This window comes from Amycolatopsis sp. YIM 10, assembly GCF_009429145.1.
In the GTDB taxonomy this organism is placed as follows: domain Bacteria; phylum Actinomycetota; class Actinomycetes; order Mycobacteriales; family Pseudonocardiaceae; genus Amycolatopsis.
Genome location: NZ_CP045480.1, coordinates 8,091,058 through 8,107,896, shown reverse-complemented (window position 1 = coordinate 8,107,896; position 16,839 = coordinate 8,091,058). Strand labels below are relative to the sequence as shown.

The following is a 16,839-nucleotide window of genomic DNA, read 5'->3' as shown; positions in this document are numbered from 1 at the left end:
GCCGGGATACGCGTGGTGCCAGCGATCGAACTGTGGGAGGTGACCAGGGAGTACGGCGAGCGGCAGGCGCGGGTGCGCGTGCTCGACCGGGTCAGCATCGGCTTCCCGCCCGGCACCTGGACCGCGGTGATGGGGCCGTCCGGCTCGGGCAAGTCCACCCTGCTGCACTGCGCCGCCGGGCTGGACCGGGTCAGCGGCGGGCGGGTGGTGCTGCTCGGCAACGACATCACTCTCGCCCCGGACAGCGTGCTCACCGCCATGCGCCGCAGTGCGATCGGATTTGTTTTCCAGAGCTTCAACCTGCTGGGCGCGCTGACCGCGGAGCAGAACGTCGCGCTGCCGCTGCGGTTGTCCGGCGCCAAGGTCTCCCGCGCGGAGGTGCACGCGGTGCTGGCCTCGGTCGGACTCGGCGACCGCGTCCGGCACCGCCCGCGAGAACTGTCCGGCGGGCAGCAACAGCGGGTCGCGATCGCCCGCGCCATGGTGACCCGGCCCGCGGTGCTCTTCGCCGACGAGCCGACCGGCGCACTGGACTCGAAGTCGGCGCGCGGCGTACTTCACCTGCTGCGCGACATGGTCGACCGGGCACGGCAGACGGTGGTGATGGTGACGCACGACCCGGTCGCCGCGGCCGCGGCCGACGCGGTGGTGTTCCTGTCCGACGGCCGGATCGTCGACCAGTTGCTGCGGCCGACCGCCCGGCAGGTCGCCGACCGGCTCGCGAGCCTGGAGGCGTGATGCTGCGGTTGTCGCTGAGCACGTTCGGGGAGAAGCGCCGGTTGTTCGGGGGCGCGCTGCTCACCGTCGCGCTCGGGGTGGCACTGGTGCAGTCGGCTCTGCTGGTGATGGGGTCGACGGCACGGGGGCGGATCCCGGAAGGGCTCGACCCGGCGACCGCGGACCGGGTGCGTGCCGGGTTCGAAGGCGCGGCCACGTTGATGGGCATGACCGTGCTGCTGTCCGGTTTCCTCGGGTTCTTCATCGTCGGCTCGACCTTCGCGTTCACCGTGGCGCAACGGCGGCGGGAACTCGCGCTGCTGCGCCTGGTCGGGGGCGGGCGCGGGCAGCTGTACCGGCTGCTGCTCGCCGAGGCGCTGCTGCTGGGGGTGACCGGCACCGCGCTCGGGGTGCCGCTGGGGGTGGTCGCGACCTGGCCGCAGTCGTGGTTGCTGGGCGCGCTCGGGCTGGTGCCGGAGGACTTCTCGGTGGCGTGGGAACCCCGAGTGCTGTGGGTGTCCTGCTTCGTCGGCATCGGGGTGTCGCTGCTCGGCGTGCTCAGCGCGGCCCGGCGCGCTGCCCGGGTCCGGCCACTGGAAGCGTTGCGGGACAGCGGTTCGGTGCAGCGGGTGATGACCGTCGGCCGCTGGCTCACCGGACTGTCCATGGTGGCCTTCTGTGCCGGACTGGTCGTGCTGGCGCAACGCGTCGAACTGGCCGGCGCGCTGGCGATGTCGATGATGGTGGCGATCGTCGGCGCGGCCGGGCTGAGCGTGCTGAGCCCGCTGGTGGTGCCGCTGGCCGGGCGGCTGCTCGGACTGCTGCTGCGATCGACCGTGGTGGGGGAGATCGCCGAGGCCAATCTGCGGGACGGGGTGCGCCGCAGCGCTTCCACGGCCGCGCCGCTGATCGTGCTCACCGGGCTGGTGCTCGGGATGGCAGGGACCATGGCGTCGCTGTCCGCGCTGAGCGAGCAGGAGCAGCGGCGCACCACGGTGGGCGATCTGGTGATCGAGTCGACCGGTGCAGAAGCCGACCGGATCGCCGCCATCCCCGGTGTGGCAGGGGTTTCGGTGGAGGTCACGGTGCCCATCCGGATCCAGGCCGAGCTGCGGGAGCAAGGCTGGTCGCGCACCGAGAACTACTACGACGGCCTGACCGTGATCGACCCGGCCGCCTACCAGGAGGCGCACCTGATCCGGCCGCGCGCGGGGGAGCTGGCCGAGCTGCGCGGGAACACCGTCGCGGTTGGACCGGCGCTGGTCGGCGAGGGCATCCGGATCGGCGATTCGGTGCGCGCGAGCTTCCCGGACGGTGAGCGGGAACTGCGGGTGGTGGCGGTGATGCCGGAGACCGTCGCCGAGGGGGCCACCTTCCTGCTGCCCAGGGACGCCGTACCCGCGGGGATCGTCGCCGAAGCGCCCGCCGTGTCGCTGGTCCGGTTGGCGCCGGGCGCCGGTCCGATAACGGTACCGGCGGGTCAGATGTCCACAATGGACGACTGGATCGCGGCTGATGTGGAGAAGCAGAACCAGGACAACACCGCGTTCCTCGCCGCGCTGCTCGGGTTGTCCGGGTTGTACACGGCGGTCGCCGTGGTCAACGCGGTGGTGATGTCGGGGGCCGAGCGCGGGGTGGAGTTCGCCGCCGCGCGGGTCACCGGGCTGACCCGGCGGCAGGTGGTGTGGATGGCACTGGTCGAGGCCTGGATGGTCACCGCGATCGGCTTGGGGCTCGGCTGCCTCACCCTGGCCGGGGTGCTGGTCGGCATGCCGGTGGTCGCGGTGCCGTGGCGGCTGCTGGGCTTTCTCGCCGCCGGTGCGTTCACCGCGGTCGGCGTGACCAGCGTGTGGACCACGTTGCTGGCGACGCGGCCGTCCCCGGTTTCGCTGGTGGCCGCCCGCGAGTGATCAGGCGGAGTGCCGCAGCAGCCGGGCGAGCTGCTCGGCGAACTCGTCGGCGAACTCCGCCGAGCGCGGGTCGGTGTCGTGGAGCAGCCGGGCGACCCGGGGCAGCATGAACGGCGCGGCGGCGGCACCCATCAACGCCAGCAGCAGGTGCCGCGGGTCGAGATCGGCGGGGAGGTCCCCGGCTTCCTGGCGCTGCCGCACGTAGTCGGCCTGCTGCCGGAGGAACTCGCGCTGGAAGTCCTCACCGTGCGCGCCGGGACCGGTGTCGTTGAGGTTCTCCCAGATGAACAACCGGACGTCGTCCTGGTTGAGCACATTGGTCCGGACGAAGTCGGCGACCACGTCGGCGAGCGGGGTGTCCGGGTCGGTGAGCCCGCGGTTGTGCTGGAAGAGCGCGCGGGTGACCTCGGCGTAGAGCCCTTCCTTGCCACCGAAGTAATACGAGATCAGCTGCTTGTTGATGCCCGCCCTGGCGGCGATGTCGCCCACTCGCGCCGCGGTGAAGCCCTTCGCACCGAACTCGGCCTTTGCCGCTTCGAGAATGCGCGCCTTGGTGCGTTCGGCGTCGCGCTGGCGGTCTTCTGGCGCGGGGGAGCGGCGGGTTCGGGGCTCTGGCACGCCGTCACGGTATCAGTCACCTGAACGGTTGACTTAATCATCTGTCCGGATGATTATGGGCGTATGACAACTTTGCGAGTGGGGATCGTCGGTGGCGGGACGGGTGGGCTCTGCCTGGCGCACGGGCTCAGGCGGGCGGGTGTGGAAGTGGCCGTCTACGAACGCAGCCGCAGCCGGACCGAGCGGCTGCAGGGTTATCGCGTGCACATCAGCCCGCACGGCTCACAGGCGCTGCACGCGTGCCTGCCGCCGTCGTTGTGGGAGCGGTTCGTGGCCACCGCCGGGCAGCCCGGCGTCTTCGGCTTCCTCACCGAGCAGTTGCGCGAACTGCTGGTGATCGACGGCGAGCCGGAGCCGGACCCGGCGCGGGCGCACCACTCGGTCAGCCGGATCACCCTGCACCAGGTGCTGTCCGCCGAACTCGACGGGATCCTGCACTACGACAAGGAGTTCGTCCGGTACACCGATGGTGGCCGCCGCCTCTGCTTCGCCGACGGCACCGAGGCCGAAGCCGACGTGCTGGTCGGTGCGGACGGCGCGAATTCACGGGTGCGCGCCCAGTTCCTGCCGCACGCCAAGCGGGTGGACACCGGCATCCTGGCGATCGCGGGCAAGCTCCCGCTGCGCGGGGCGAACCTGCCGTCGCGGCTGGCGGACGGGCCGAACATGATCATGCCGCGCCGGGACTGCGGCATGTTCACCGCGCCGCACCAGAGCCCCGGCGTCGACGACGAAACGGCGGCGCTGGACCCGGGGTTGTTCGGCAACACCGAGGGCTACCTGATGTGGTCCTTCGCCGCCAGGCGCCCGTTCTTCGGCCGTGACATGTCCGAACTGGACGGTGCGGGGATCAAGGCGGTGGTGGGCGAGCTGATCCGCGACTGGCACCCGGAGCTGGGCCGGATCGTCGCGGACTCACCGGACGGCACGGTCACCCTGCTGCCGATCCTCAGCTCCGAGCCGGTCGCGCCGTGGGAACCGGGGCGGGTCACGTTGCTCGGCGACGCCGCCCACAGCATGACGCCGTTCCGCGGCATCGGCGCGAACATCGCGTTGCGCGACGCGGAGCTGCTGTGCGCCGAGTTGTCCCGCGGCGGTCCAAGTGCCATCGGCGCTTACGAGGAACGCATGCGGGACTACGGTTTCGCGGCGGTGCGGGCGTCGCGGAAGTCGGCCGAGCAGTTCGTCTCCGGCAACGCCGCCGGCCGCCTGGCCTTCCGCGGGGTGCTCCGGTTCCTCACCGCCGTGCCCCCGCTGAAGCGACGCGCCTTCGCCGAGCAGGGCAACGACTGACCGCTCGTCACCACCACTAGCGCAGTTCGCTGCCCTTGGTCTCCGGCAGCTTCAGGATCACCAGGAAGGCGACCGCGGCGCCGACGGCCACGTAGATGAAGAACAGGTTCGGCCGGCCGATCGTGGCCAGCCAGCTGATCAGCAGCGGCGCGGTGCCGCCGAAGACCGCGACGGTCAGGTTGTACCAGGCACCGATGCCCAGCGCGCGCAGCTCGGTCGGGAACAGCTCCGACATGATCGCCGGCGCGATCGAGGTCATCGCGGTGTACAGGCCGAGCCCGACGCAGAACACCACCAGCAGATTGCCGAAGCCCGGTTTGACCAGCGAGGACAACGGGATGATCAGGATCGCGGTGGCCGCCGACCACACCATCAGCTGCGGTTTGCGGCCGTAGCGGTCGGCCAGCACGCCCATCGGGTACTGCAGCGCGACGAACAACGCGGTGGCGATCGACAGCGCCAGGAACACCTCGGTGTCGTCGGCCTTGCGGGTCTTCACCGCGAACGGGGTCAGCGCGCTGAAGAAGGTGTAGTAGCAGAGCGTGGACAGCATGGTGAAGCCGATCAGCCTGCCCACCGACTTCGGGTGCTCGCGCAGCGTGGTCAGCAGCGGCCGCTCCACCCGGCGCGCGGTGCCCTTGTTCTCCTCGAACTGCTCGGTCTCGGCCAGGCTTCGCCGCAGCCACAGCCCGATCAGCCCCATCACGCCGCCGAGCAGGAACGGGATGCGCCAGCCCCAGGAGTTGAGGTCCTCCTTGGACAGTGTTTCGGCGAGCACGTAACCGAGCACCGAGGCGATCAGCACCGCGGTGCCGGTGGAGATGTAGAAGAAGGAGGAGTACCGGCCGCGGCGCGGCGCCGGGGCGATCTCGCCGAGGTAGGCCGAGGCGTTCGAGACCTCACCGCCGAGCGAGAGGCCCTGTGCGATCCTGGCCACCAGCAGCAGGATCGGCGCCAGCCAGCCGACCTGCTCGTAGGTGGGCAGCACGCCGATCATCACCGAGCCGCCCGCCATCAGCACGATGGTCAGGATCATCGCCGGCTTGCGGCCGCGGAGGTCGGCGAACCGGCCGAGCAGGTAACCGCCGAGCGGACGGAAGAAGAACGCCAGCGCGTAGGTGGCGAACGTGTTCACCTGGGACAGTTCGCCGGGGAAGAAGGCGGCGGCGAAGTAGATGCTGAAGGTCGCGTAGATGGTCCAGTCGAACCACTCCAGCGCATTGCCGACACTGGCCGCGAACAGCTTCCTGACCGGAAGGCGGTGCTGGACGGGCTGCGTTCCCTGACTCGACTCGACCATGGCTGACCTCCGTGCTCGGTCCGGTTGACGTGGGACCCTGCCACACGAATGGGTGAGTTGGAAGATCCCCGTTCCGGCCCCTGGCTCAGGAGGTGCTGGCGAGCGCGAACGGCAGCACGGCCGGCGCACCGGCCTGGCGCAGCAACCGGGCGGCGATGGCCATCGTCCAGCCGGTGTCGGCCACGTCGTCGATCAGCAGCACCGGGCCGCTCAGGTTCGCCACGGCCTCGGCCAGTTCCGGCGGCAGGGACAGCCGTTGCCACAGGTCGGCCACGCGCTGCGCGCTGTTCGCCCGGCGCGGCCGTTCGCCGTCGGCGGCGAGCGAGCCGAGGTACTCCAGCCTGCCGATCTTCGCGATCCGCTGCGCGAAGTCGCGCACCAGCACCGGGCGCGAACTCGACGGCAGCGACACCACCGCGACCGGGCGCTCGGCCCAGTCCCAGGCGGCGAGCACCTGCACGCAGGCCTGGAACACCGACTCGGGCACCTCACCGTCGGCGGCGGAGTCGCCGACCAGCTCGCGCAAACGATTGCCCCAGCCGATGTCGGTCAACCGGCCGAGCGCGCGGCCGGGCTCGGTCTGCTCGCCCGCGGCGATCTTGCCCGACGCCTTGATGCCCAGCCCGGCCATGCCGGTCGGCCACTGCCGCCGCGAGGACAGCTCCACCCCGGGCCGTCGCAGATCCTGGGCGGTTTTGTCGACAATGGACTCGGACACCTCGGCCGAGAGGTGGTTGCCGGTGCAGTTGTCGCACCGGCCGCACGGTGCGGCGTGCGGGTCGTCGAGCTGGACGAGCAGGAACTGCATCCGGCAGCCGGTGATGTTCTGGTAGTCGAGCATCGCCTGCTGCTCGGCTTCGCGCGCCACCCTGATCCGCTCGTAGCGCCGCGCGTCGTACTCCCACGGCTGCCCGGTGCTCTCCCAGCCACCGCGCACCCGGCGCACCGCACCGTCCACATCGAGCACCTTGAGCACCATTTCCAGGCGGGTGCGCGAAAGTTCCACCTTCGGCTCCAGCGCGGCCGTCGACAGTGGACGGTCGGCCATGGCCAGCGCGTCGAGCAGTTCGTCGACAACGCGCTTGCCGGGAAAGGCCAGCGAGCCGAAGTAGCGCCAGATCTGCATGTCCTCGTGACCGGGCAGCAGCACCACCTCGGCGCGGCGCACGCCACGCCCGGCCCGGCCGACCTGCTGGTAGTAGGCGATCGGCGAGGACGGCGCGCCGACGTGCACCACAAAACCGAGGTCCGGCTTGTCGAAGCCCATGCCCAGCGCGGAGGTGGCGACCAGCGCCTTGACCCGGTTGGCCAGCAGGTCGTCCTCGGCGGCCTGGCGTTCGGCCGGATCGGTCTTGCCGGTGTAGGCGGTGACCGGGTAACCGTGCTCGCCGAGCAGCCTGGCCACGTCGTGGGCGCCGGCGACGGTGAGCGTGTAGATGATCCCGGAGCCGGGCAGCTCGCCGAGGCGCTCGGCCAGCCAAGCCAGCCGCGCTTCGGCGGTGGGCAACCGGACCACCGACAGGTGCAGGCTCTCGCGGTCGAGCGGGCCGCGCAGCACCAGCGCCTCACCGGAGCCGTGCGTGCCGACGCCGAGCTGCTCGGCCACGTCGGTGACCACCCGGTTGTTGGCCGTGGCCGTGGTCGCCAGCACCGGCACGCCATCGGGCAGCTCGCCGAGCAGGGTGCGCAGGCGCCGGTAGTCGGGGCGGAAGTCGTGACCCCAGTCGGAGATGCAGTGCGCCTCGTCGACCACCAGCAGTCCGGCGGTGGCGGTCAGCTTCGGCAGCACGTTGTCGCGGAAGTCCGGGTTGTTCAGCCGTTCGGGGCTGACCAGCAGCACGTCGGTGCGCCCGGCGGCGATGTCGGCCTGCACCTCGTCCCAGTCCTGCTGGTTGGCCGAGTTCATCGTGGCCGCGTGGATCCCGGCCCGCGCCGCGGCGGAGATCTGGTTGCGCATCAGCGCCAGCAGCGGCGAGATGATCACCGTCGGGCCCGCGCCCCGCTCCCGCAGCAACGCCGTGGCCAGGAAGTACACCGCCGACTTGCCCCAGCCGGTGCGCTGCACGACCAGCGCGCGCCGCCGGTGGGCGACCAGTGCCTCGATCGCGGTCCACTGGTCCTCGCGCAGGACGGCGGTGTCCCCGGCGAGGGCGCGGAGCAGTTCGTCGGAGCGGCGGCGGAGGGCCGGGGTGTCCTCGGGATCGGTGTGCACGCCACCACCTCTACCCCATGGCACCGACAGGTCAGCGGGCAGTGTATGTGACGCAGGTCACTGACCCGGTGGCGGGTCCGGCCGTCATTCCGCCCCGGCACCCGCCTCTGTCATGGGTGTACCGCCTCCGTTCCCCGGAGACGCCGGTACCCGGCGGTTCCCCCAGGCCGCCGGAGCGCGGTGCGCGGGTGTCCGGTGCGGACAGACCCGCGCACCGCGCCCTCTTCGTGCTGCCCCGGTCGGGTCCACGTACGCTGCCTGTTCATGCCAGAACGGCGTCGAATCGGGGTCATGGGCGGAACCTTCGATCCCGTCCACCACGGGCACCTCGTCGCGGCCAGCGAGGTGCAGTCGCGCTTCGGTCTCGACGAGGTCATCTTCGTGCCGACGGGGCAGCCGTGGCAGAAGTCCGGCCGGGTGGTCACCCGCGCCGAGGACCGGTACCTGATGACGGTGATCGCCACCGCGTCCAATCCGGTGTTCTCGGTCAGCCGGGTCGACATCGACCGCGGCGGCCAGACCTACACCGTGGACACCCTGCGCGACCTGCGCGAGGAGTACCCGGACACCGAGCTGCACTTCATCACCGGCGCCGACGCGCTCGAGCAGATCCTCACCTGGCGCAACGCCGGTGAGCTGTTCGACCTGGCCCACTTCATCGGCGTGACCCGGCCCGGCTACCACCTCAACGACCACCACCTGCCCAGCGGCAAGGTGAGCCTGGTCGAGGTGACCGCGATGGCCATCTCGTCCACCGGCTGCCGCGAACGGGTCGAGCGCGGGGAACCGGTCTGGTACCTGGTGCCCGACGGCGTGGTCCGGTACATCGACAAGCGCGGGCTGTACCGGCAGGACTGACTGGGGCGTCTTCGCCGGCCCTCCTGGACACCGTCACCGGGCCCCGGGTTGATCCGGGTACCCTCATCGGGCGCATCCGTTTACCCGAAGGAGCCCTGTTGACCGCCACGTCCGAAGCCCGGGAACTGGCCGTCACCGCCGCACACGCGGCGGCGGACAAGAAGGCGTCGAACGTGGTCGTGCTGGACGTCTCCGACCAGCTCGTGATCACCGACGCCTTCGTGATCGCCTCGGCACCCAACGAACGCCAGGTCGGCGCCATCGTCGACAACGTGGAGGAGAAGCTCCGCGAAGCCGGGCACAAGCCGGTCCGCCGCGAAGGCGCGCGGGAAGGCCGCTGGGTCCTGCTCGATTTCGTCGACGTCGTGGTACACGTACAGCACGACGAGGAGCGCTCCTTCTACGGCCTCGAACGGCTGTGGAAGGACTGCCCGCGCATCGAGGTCGACGGCCTGGCCGTGGCTGCCGACGAGGAGGAACCGGCCGAGGAGCGCTCGTGACCCAGCGGCTGGTGCTGTGGCGGCACGGTGAAACCGACTACAACGCCGCCGGCCGCATGCAGGGGCACCTCGACTCCGCGCTGACGCAGGTGGGCTGGAACCAGGCGCGGTTCGCCGCGCCCGCGCTGGCCCGCTTCTCGCCGGAGCTGGTGATCGCCTCCGACCTCCACCGCGCCACCGACACCGCCACCGTGCTCACCGAGGCGATCGGCGTGCCGCTGCGCATCGACAAGCGCCTGCGCGAGACGCACCTCGGCGAATGGCAGGGACTCACCGGCGCCGAGGTGGACGCCAGGTACCCGGGCGAGCGCGACCTCTGGCGCACCGACGCCACGTGGGCGCCGCCCGGTGGCGAGTCACGTGTGGACGTGGCCGATCGCGCGTACGAGGTGGTCGCGGACCTGATGGCCGCCGACGCCGGGCACACCGTGCTGCTGGCCGCGCACGGCGGCCTGATCACCGCGCTGACCGCGCGGCTGCTCGGCCTGCCGGTCGAGAGCTGGCCCACGCTCGGCGGCATCGCCAACTGCCATTGGGTCGAGCTGGGGCGCCGCAACGAGATGTGGCGGCTGATCGCGTACAACGCGGGCATCACCGGGTGAAGCCACGGCTGCTGGTGTTCGGGGACTCGCTGAGCTTCCACGGGCCCGACCACGAGTACGCGGCCGACGAACCCCGGCTCTGGCCGAACCTCACCGCCGACGCGCTCGGCGGCTCCGCCGATCTGGTCGCCGGTTTCGGCTGGAACGCGCGCGACCTGTGGTGGTCGCTGACCGGTGACCCGCGCGTCTGGGCCGAGTTGCACCGGGCCGACGCGGTGCTTCTCGCGATCGGCAGCATGGACACGCTGCCGTCGCCGCTGCCCACCTACCTGCGCACCGGGCTGCGCTACCTCCGCCCGGACGGCCTGCGCCGCGCCGCCCGGCGCGCCTACCTCGCCGCCCAGCCGCGGTTGGCGGTGGTCCTGCGCGGGCGGCCCGCGGTGCTGCCCGCCGCGTTGACCGTGCGGTACCTGGACATGTCGGTGGAGGCACTGCGGACGCTGCGCCCGTCCCTGCCGATCGTCGGCATGCTGCCGTCGGTGCACCGCGCCGCGTCATACGGCGGAGTGCACACCGCCCGCCCCGCCGCCGCGGCGGCGATGGCCGACTGGGCGCGGCGGCGCGACGTGCCGATGCTCGACCTCGCCGAGGTCGTCGGCCCGCACGTACTGGGCGGCCACGGCAATCCCGACGGCATGCACTGGGGCTGGGAGGGACACGCCGCGGTGGGCGCCGAAATGGCAAAACTCGTTGCCCCGTTGCTGTTCACCGAAGAACCACGCGAGGCACCGTAGGCTGTGGCGGTGCCGGTAGCCGTAGTCACGGATTCGACCGCCCACCTGCCGGAGGGCTTCGCCGACCGGCATGCGATCCGGGTGGTGCCCCTGCACGTGCTCATCGACGGGGTGTCCGCACTGGACGGCACCGATGTCGGTCCCGCCGCCCTCGCCGAGGCGCTCGGTCAGCGCCGCATCGTCACCACCTCCCGGCCGACGCCGTCGGAGTTCGCCGCCCAGTTCCGCGCCGCACTGGCCGACGGCGCCGAGGCGGTGGTCTCGGTGCACCTGTCCCGTGAACTCTCGGGCACGTGGGAGGCCGCCGTGCTGGCCGCGCAGGAGGTCGGGCCGGACAAGGTGCGCATCGTCGACTCGCGAACCACCGCGATGGGGCTCGGCTTCGCCGCCCTGCACGCCTCTTCCGCCGCCGCCTCGGGTGCCTCACCGGCCGAAGTGGAGAAGGCCGCGGTGGAGGCGGCCCGCCGCTCGGAGACGTTGTTCGTGGTGGAGACCCTGGAACACCTGCGCCGCGGCGGCCGGATCGGCTCGGCCGCCGCGCTGCTGGGCACGGCGCTGGCCGTGAAACCCGTGCTGCACATGGCCGAAGGCCGCATCCTGCCGCTGGAGAAGGTGCGCACGATGAACCGCGCCATGGCCCGCATGGTCGACCTGGCGGTGCGCGCCGCCGGGGACGACCCGGTGGAGCTGGCGGTGCACCACCTGGCTTCGCCGGAGCGCGCGGTCGAGTTGGCGAACCGCCTGGAGGAGCAACTGCCGCGTTCGTCGGGCTGCCTGGTTTCCGAACTCGGCGCGGTGATCGGCGCGCACACCGGCCCCGGCGTGCTCGGGGTTGTGGTTCAGCGCCCCTGAGCGTTGCAGGTGATTCACGCTCGGTGATCGACGGGCGGGTAGTGACCTCCTTGTTATGCCCGATTCGTAACGCTCGGTGAGATACTTCCGACGAGCAAGTAAGCGCGGTGGGCCCGTTCGCGGGCCCGATCCGGGGGGCGCGCGGGGTTACCCGAGAAAGGACGTTCCCCGTTGACCGACCTGGTGGCGTTCCTGACCGCGAGGGTGAACGAGCGCCAGAGCCTGATCATGCGGACGGTGCAGAAGGGCAAGGCGGGCGACCAGCTCGACCACGCCGACCTGACCACCCAGACCGAGATGCGCATCCGCGGCCTCGGCACCGTCGAGCTGGAATCGATCAACCGGATGATCCGCGAGGTGGAGGCGACCCGGCTGATCGTGGAGGCCCACGAGACCACGGTGACCGATCGGGTGGCGGGCTTTCCCCTCTATGGCGGCGATTACTGGTGCGAGATCTGCCACGTTCCCGGCGGTGAGCCGGGCCAGACTTGGTGCCGGACGCTGCGGCTGCTCGCGCTGCCGTACGCCGACCATCCTGAGTACCGCCGCGAATGGCGCCCTTGACAACTGGCCGCCGAACGGGCGAACTAGGTACGAGAAGGCTCTTGTTCCGCCCGGTGGCTCAGCCGTGGACGCGGCCCGCCGGCAGCCGCCGGTGAGGCCGCGTCCACGGCGTTTCGCCTGTTCGCGGTGGTCAGTCCAGGTCCAGGAGGGACTTCTCGAGGCGAGGTAGGACCTCGTCGCGCCAGCCGGGCCCCATGCGCTCGCAGGCGTCGCGCTGGCGTTTGTCGTCGAGATCGAAGCCGGAGTGCGTGAGCAGTAGCCGGGTGCCGTGGCCTTCTTCGATGAGTTCCCAGGTCAGCGTCCAGTCGCCGTTGAAGGTGTAGACAAGCCGCTTCGGTGGCTCGGCCTCCACGATCTTGCACGGGATGTCGCCGAAGCCCGGCATCTGTAAGTGGAACTCATGCCCGGGACGGTCGCTGATGTCGCCGGGTGCCCACCACTTCGCGTGCAGCTCGGGATCGGTGAGCGCTCGCCACACCTTCGCGGGCGGTGCGTTCATGAACTGGTCGACGTGGATGGTGCCGGTGCGGGTGTAGGTCATTCGTCCTCGCTTTCCAGGAGTTCTGCCATGTTGCGCAAACGCTCGCGCCAGAACCGCTCGAACGGGTGCAGCCAGTCGCCAACCTGTTCCAGAGGTGCGGCTTCGAGGTGGTAGAAGCGCTGGCGCCCCACCGGTTCGTCGCGAACGAGCGCCGCGTTGCGAAGGATCTTCAAATGCTCGGCCACCGATGGCCGACTCATGTCGAACTGGGCCGCCAGGTCACCCGCGGTACGGGGCCCGTCCGCCAGCAACTCCAACAGCCGACGCCGGGCCGGACTGGCCAACGCCAAGAACACTTCGTCGGACATGCCGTGGAGAATATGTAGGCGATCGCCTACATGTCAACTCCTCCCTACACTTCCGGAAGTCGCCCCGGTGGCCCTTTGCTCTGCCGTGAATGTGGGCTTTCACAGCCGATTCCGCCGCGAGAGCCACATTCACGGCACTGGTGCGAGGCGCCCACCCCTCGCGCAGATTCGCCCCTCCGCGCACTCGGAACTTGGCCTTCCGGGGCGCGGAACTCGGCCACCTCGAGCGCCGAACTTCGCCACGCCCCGGCCGTGGAATTCGGCCACCTCTGAGCACCGAACTTCGCCATGCCCGGCCGTGGAACCTGGCCACTCCGTGCGCCGAACTTCGCCACCCCGGCGCGGAATTCGGCCGTCCGGGTGCGGGCTTGGCCGCCCAGGGCGCGGAACTTGGCCGCCTGCGCGCAGACTTGCCGCCCGCTCAGCGCGAGGAGCAGCCGCTCCATGGGAGAACCAGCTGCGCCGATGCAGAACCCGGGCGCACCGACGCAGAACCGATCACGCCGATGTGGGACCGGCCGCACCGATGCGGACTCAGCCGCACCGATGCAGGGTCGGCTGTGTCGATGCGGGACCTGGCCGTGGAGCGTGCGATTTGCGTGCTGGCGGGCGGAATCGGCTGCGGGGGCGGGAAAGTCCCCGGGTGCGAGGTCGTGTCCGGTTTGGATCGTGAGCGGCGGGTCAGGCGCGGGCGCATGGGTCAACGGCCTCGGCGGAGGATGGCGAGGGTGTCGTCCCGAGTGAGGATGGCGGTGTCACCATCGGTGTCGGTTCGGGTCAGAAGGGCACCTCCGGCGGCGAGCATGTCCATTGTGGACGGGTGCGGGTGGCCGTACGAATTGCCGGCACCCACGCTGATCATCGCGATCCGCGGGCCGACCGCGGCCAGGAACGCGGGCAGCGAGTATCGCGAGCCGTGGTGCGGCACCTTGAGTATTTCGGCGTGCAGGTCCTCCTTCGTCGCCAGCAGATCTGACTGTGCGGCCAGTTCGACATCTCCGGTGAGCAATATCCGTCCCACGCTGGTGTGGCCTCGGAGCACCAGCGAACTGTTGTTGATCAGCCTCCCGTCCTTCTCCGCCGTGGCGCGCGTGGTGACGTAACGCGGCCCCAGCACGTCCAGGCCGAGCCCCGGCCAATCGAGCCGTTGCCCGACCGGCATCTCCACCACCGGCACCCCGTTCGCCCCGGCCACCTCGGTGACCTTGTCCCAGGCCCACCGGGGCGCCCGCCCCGCACCCACCGCCACCGCACCGACCGCTCTGCCCTCGAACACCGACTCCAGCCCGCCGACGTGATCCGCGTGCAGATGGCTCAGCACCAGCAACGGCACCCTGTCCACGCCCAGCCGGTCGAGGCAGCGGTCCACCGGTCCCGGCTCCGGACCGGTGTCCACCACCACGGCTCGCCCAGGTTCGGCCGTGGCCAGTACGAGGGCATCGCCCTGACCGACGTCGCAGGCCACCACCGCCCACCCTGGCGGCGGCCATGGCGGCGCGATCACTCGCACGGGCACCGTCACCAGCAGGACGAGTACCAGCAACACCGCGATCCCCAGACGCACCCGGCCGAACCGGCACGCCACCACGACCGCGCCGACCACCAACGCCGCCAGCAACCCACCCCACCAACCCGGCGGCCAGTCCAGCACCGCGCCCGGCACCGCCGAAGCCTCCCGAGCCACCAGGATCAGCCAGCTCGCCTCCGGCCCGGCCAACCGCACCAGGAACTCCGCCCCGGTTTGCCACACCGTGCCGAGCACCGTCGCCAGCACGCCGAGAATGGTCGCCGGCGCGACCACCGGCGCGGCCAGCAGGTTCGCGGCCACCGCCACCAGGCTCAACTCACCCGCCATGCCCGCCACGATCGGCACGGTCACCACGAATGCCGCGAGTGGCACCGCGAGCCACTCCGCCGGGCCGGATGGCACACCTCGCCGGCTGAGCGCCGCGGCCCAGCGCGGGGCCAGCAGCACCAGTCCCGCCGTCGCCACCACGGACAGTGCGAAGCCGAAGCTGGCCGCCATCGCCGGGTCGTACAGCACCAGGCCTGCCACGGCTGCCGCCAGCGCCGGAAGTGCGGTACCGCGGCGGCCCAACGCCAGCGCGAGCAAACCGACGGCACCCATCACACCCGCCCGCAGCACGCTGGGCTCCGGTCCGGTGATGATCAAGTAGCCCGCGAGCGCCATACCCGCTCCCGCGGCCGAGACCACCGGCCCGAGTCGCAGCAGCCGGAACAACAGCAACACCGCGCCACAGACGATCGTCACGTTGGTGCCACTGACCGCCGTCAGGTGCGACAGGCCCGCATCGCGGAACTCGTCCTCGACTCGCCGGGACATGCCGATGGTGTCGCCGACCGCCAGCCCGGGCACCAGCCCGGCGGGCTCCTCGTCGAGCACCCCGGACGCCTTCCTGAGCCCCGCGCGCATCGAAGCGGCCGCCAGTTGCCACCACGGTGCCTCGGTGACCGCTTGCGGTGGCCCTCGTACCTGGAGGGCCGCCACGGTCAGCTCGGCCGGTCGCCCCGGGGCCAGGGAGCCCGAAGCGGTCACCTGTTGCCCTGGCAACAGATCCGACCAACCTGCCAATTCGGCCAGCAACACCACGCGACCGTCCGAGAGCACCGCCCGCCGGTCGACCTCGGCCTCGATGACCTCGGCCGGGATCACCACCGCACTCGCACCACCTGCCCTTCCCGCGTATCCGGCCGAACGGATCGGCCTTGGTCGTTCGGTGACCGTCACCCGGAGCACCGCTGGTCCACCTCGATCCGCCGCCGGGCGGATCGGATCCTGTTGCGCCGCTTGCAGTCGTGGCGTTATCACCACCGCGAGCAGCGCGCCGAAACCCAGTAGCGCCAACAGAAGCGCGCGAAACCGCTCGTCGCCCGCATCGCGGCGGCGGGCGAGGAGCAGCCCACCGGCTGCCACGGCCGCGACACCTGCGCCGACCACGATCGCCACCCACCAACCGAGCAGCAGGCCGCCGAGCGTGCCGAGCCACACGGTGAGCGCGGCTGGTACCAGCCGCACGTCGTGCCCGGCCGTCTCCGGGGTGACCGCCGAATCGGCGGCCTGCGTCATCGCACGGTCACCTGATCGCGCAAGCGCGTGAACCGGGTTTCGCCGATCCCTTCCACTTCACGGAGTTGCTCGACCGCGGTAAACCGGCCGTGCTTGTTGCGCCAGTCGAGAATGCGTTGCGCGGTCACCTCGCCGACGCCTGGCAGGTCATCGAGCTGGGCCAGGCTCGCGGTGTTGAGGTCGACCTTGACCTCGGGCCCGGCGCCGGGGGAAGTCGGCGCCGGACCTTGGGCCTGTGGTGGTGCTCCCACATCGAGTTGCTCCCCGTCGCTGAGACGGCGAGCCAGGTTCACGGTGGCGAGATCGGTGTCGGGCAGGGCGCCACCGGCAGCACGCACCGCGTCGGCGACGCGCGCACCGGCGGGCAGCGTGACCAGGCCGGGTCGGACGACCTTGCCGATCACACTCACCACCAGTTCGGCGGCCGCGCTCGGTGGCGCGCTGGAAACCGGTGCCGCACGGGCGATCGGCAACGGCGGTGCGCGCTCCGGCTCCGGCCCACCGCCGAACAACAGGACGGCGGTGAGCACGGTCGAAAGCACACCGGCGATGGCGAACACGATCGCGGCGCGGCGTTTTACCGGGCTGCCACGGGCTTTGGGCAGCCAGCGGGTGACCAGCCTGCGCGTGCGGTCGCGTTCGACCCGGGACGCCAGCTCGGCGATATCCGGTTTCGGTTCCTCGGAGGATGGTGCTCCGGGACGGACGAGTGGTTGAAGACGTTCGAACACGCCTTCGACGT

The 16,839-nt window shown here is 71.1% G+C and carries 16 protein-coding genes; 9 read left to right on the top strand and 7 right to left on the bottom strand.

Going from position 1 to position 16,839, the window contains the following annotated elements; genetic code table 11:
* Positions 1–6 precede the first annotated feature (6 nt).
* Both YIM_RS38380 and YIM_RS38375 read left to right on the top strand, forming a co-directional pair.
* The gene (locus tag YIM_RS38380) at positions 7–738 is read left to right on the top strand and encodes an ABC transporter ATP-binding protein (protein ID WP_370469042.1); all 732 of its coding nucleotides are present in this window, start codon (positions 7–9) and stop codon (positions 736–738) included.
* The gene (locus YIM_RS38375) at positions 738–2,627 is read left to right on the top strand and encodes an ABC transporter permease (protein WP_153037511.1); all 1,890 of its coding nucleotides are present in this window, start codon (positions 738–740) and stop codon (positions 2,625–2,627) included. The genes YIM_RS38380 and YIM_RS38375 overlap by 1 nt, the downstream gene beginning before the upstream one ends.
* On the opposite strand, the gene YIM_RS38370 is transcribed toward YIM_RS38375, so the two are convergent.
* Positions 2,628–3,245 carry a TetR/AcrR family transcriptional regulator gene (locus YIM_RS38370; protein WP_153035042.1) on the bottom strand — a complete coding sequence of 206 codons (618 nt, stop codon included), beginning with the start codon at positions 3,243–3,245 and terminating at the stop codon, positions 2,628–2,630.
* Between the two features lie 63 nt (positions 3,246–3,308).
* On the opposite strand from YIM_RS38370, the gene YIM_RS38365 reads away from it, so the two are divergent.
* Positions 3,309–4,538 carry an NAD(P)/FAD-dependent oxidoreductase gene (locus tag YIM_RS38365; protein ID WP_153035041.1) on the top strand — a complete coding sequence of 410 codons (1,230 nt, stop codon included), beginning with the start codon at positions 3,309–3,311 and terminating at the stop codon, positions 4,536–4,538.
* 16 nt (positions 4,539–4,554) lie between these two features.
* Here YIM_RS38365 and YIM_RS38360 read toward each other — a convergent pair whose 3' ends face one another.
* Entirely contained in the window at positions 4,555–5,838 is a 1,284-nt protein-coding gene (locus tag YIM_RS38360) for an MFS transporter (protein WP_153035040.1), read from the bottom strand.
* Positions 5,839–5,923: 85 nt separating this feature from the next.
* Positions 5,924–8,050 (bottom strand): RecQ family ATP-dependent DNA helicase, encoded by a 2,127-nt coding sequence (locus tag YIM_RS38355; RefSeq protein ID WP_153035039.1) that lies wholly within the window; start codon positions 8,048–8,050, stop codon positions 5,924–5,926.
* 264 nt (positions 8,051–8,314) lie between these two features.
* Here YIM_RS38355 and nadD point away from each other — a divergent pair, with 264 nt between their 5' ends.
* From nadD to YIM_RS38325, 6 genes are all read left to right on the top strand, one after another.
* Positions 8,315–8,908: a nicotinate-nucleotide adenylyltransferase gene (gene nadD, locus YIM_RS38350; protein WP_153035038.1), complete on the top strand. Its 594-nt coding sequence runs from the start codon at positions 8,315–8,317 to the stop codon at positions 8,906–8,908.
* Between the two features lie 98 nt (positions 8,909–9,006).
* A complete protein-coding gene (gene rsfS / locus YIM_RS38345) occupies positions 9,007–9,408 on the top strand; it encodes a ribosome silencing factor (protein ID WP_153035037.1) in 402 nt (133 codons plus the stop codon).
* Positions 9,405–10,010 (top strand): histidine phosphatase family protein, encoded by a 606-nt coding sequence (locus YIM_RS38340; RefSeq protein WP_153035036.1) that lies wholly within the window; start codon positions 9,405–9,407, stop codon positions 10,008–10,010. Before rsfS ends, YIM_RS38340 begins: the two co-directional genes overlap by 4 nt.
* Positions 10,007–10,744, top strand: a complete 738-nt coding sequence (gene octT / locus YIM_RS38335; RefSeq protein WP_153035035.1) for a diglucosylglycerate octanoyltransferase — start codon at positions 10,007–10,009, stop codon at positions 10,742–10,744. The genes YIM_RS38340 and octT overlap by 4 nt, the downstream gene beginning before the upstream one ends.
* 9 nt (positions 10,745–10,753) lie before the next feature.
* A complete protein-coding gene (locus YIM_RS38330; RefSeq protein ID WP_153035034.1) occupies positions 10,754–11,596 on the top strand; it encodes a DegV family protein in 843 nt (280 codons plus the stop codon).
* A 171-nt stretch (positions 11,597–11,767) separates the two neighbouring features.
* Positions 11,768–12,160 (top strand): DUF6221 family protein, encoded by a 393-nt coding sequence (locus tag YIM_RS38325; protein ID WP_153035033.1) that lies wholly within the window; start codon positions 11,768–11,770, stop codon positions 12,158–12,160.
* Positions 12,161–12,290: 130 nt separating this feature from the next.
* Here the strand turns inward: YIM_RS38325 and YIM_RS38320 are convergent, their stop codons facing one another.
* The 4 genes from YIM_RS38320 to YIM_RS38305 form a co-directional block, all read right to left on the bottom strand.
* A complete protein-coding gene (locus YIM_RS38320) occupies positions 12,291–12,701 on the bottom strand; it encodes an SRPBCC domain-containing protein (RefSeq protein WP_153035032.1) in 411 nt (136 codons plus the stop codon).
* Positions 12,698–13,009 (bottom strand): metalloregulator ArsR/SmtB family transcription factor, encoded by a 312-nt coding sequence (locus YIM_RS38315; RefSeq protein WP_153035031.1) that lies wholly within the window; start codon positions 13,007–13,009, stop codon positions 12,698–12,700. The genes YIM_RS38320 and YIM_RS38315 overlap by 4 nt, the downstream gene beginning before the upstream one ends.
* 700 nt (positions 13,010–13,709) lie before the next feature.
* A complete protein-coding gene (locus tag YIM_RS38310) occupies positions 13,710–16,097 on the bottom strand; it encodes a ComEC/Rec2 family competence protein (RefSeq protein ID WP_153035030.1) in 2,388 nt (795 codons plus the stop codon).
* Positions 16,094–16,828 (bottom strand): ComEA family DNA-binding protein, encoded by a 735-nt coding sequence (locus tag YIM_RS38305; RefSeq protein ID WP_153035029.1) that lies wholly within the window; start codon positions 16,826–16,828, stop codon positions 16,094–16,096. The genes YIM_RS38310 and YIM_RS38305 overlap by 4 nt, the downstream gene beginning before the upstream one ends.
* Between the last annotated feature and the right edge of the window lie 11 nt (positions 16,829–16,839).

What these genes read in the sequence shown, in the direction of transcription:
- YIM_RS38365 (WP_153035041.1), top strand. Translation starts at nt 3,309, where the DNA reads ATGACAACTTTGCGAGTGGGGATCGTCGGTGGCGGGACGGGTGGGCTC.
- YIM_RS38375 (WP_153037511.1), top strand. Translation starts at nt 738, where the DNA reads ATGCTGCGGTTGTCGCTGAGCACGTTCGGGGAGAAGCGCCGGTTGTTC.
- YIM_RS38315 (WP_153035031.1), bottom strand. Translation starts at nt 13,009, where the DNA reads ATGTCCGACGAAGTGTTCTTGGCGTTGGCCAGTCCGGCCCGGCGTCGG.
- YIM_RS38310 (WP_153035030.1), bottom strand. Translation starts at nt 16,097, where the DNA reads ATGACGCAGGCCGCCGATTCGGCGGTCACCCCGGAGACGGCCGGGCAC.
- nadD (WP_153035038.1), top strand. Translation starts at nt 8,315, where the DNA reads ATGCCAGAACGGCGTCGAATCGGGGTCATGGGCGGAACCTTCGATCCC.
- YIM_RS38320 (WP_153035032.1), bottom strand. Translation starts at nt 12,701, where the DNA reads ATGACCTACACCCGCACCGGCACCATCCACGTCGACCAGTTCATGAAC.
- YIM_RS38360 (WP_153035040.1), bottom strand. Translation starts at nt 5,838, where the DNA reads ATGGTCGAGTCGAGTCAGGGAACGCAGCCCGTCCAGCACCGCCTTCCG.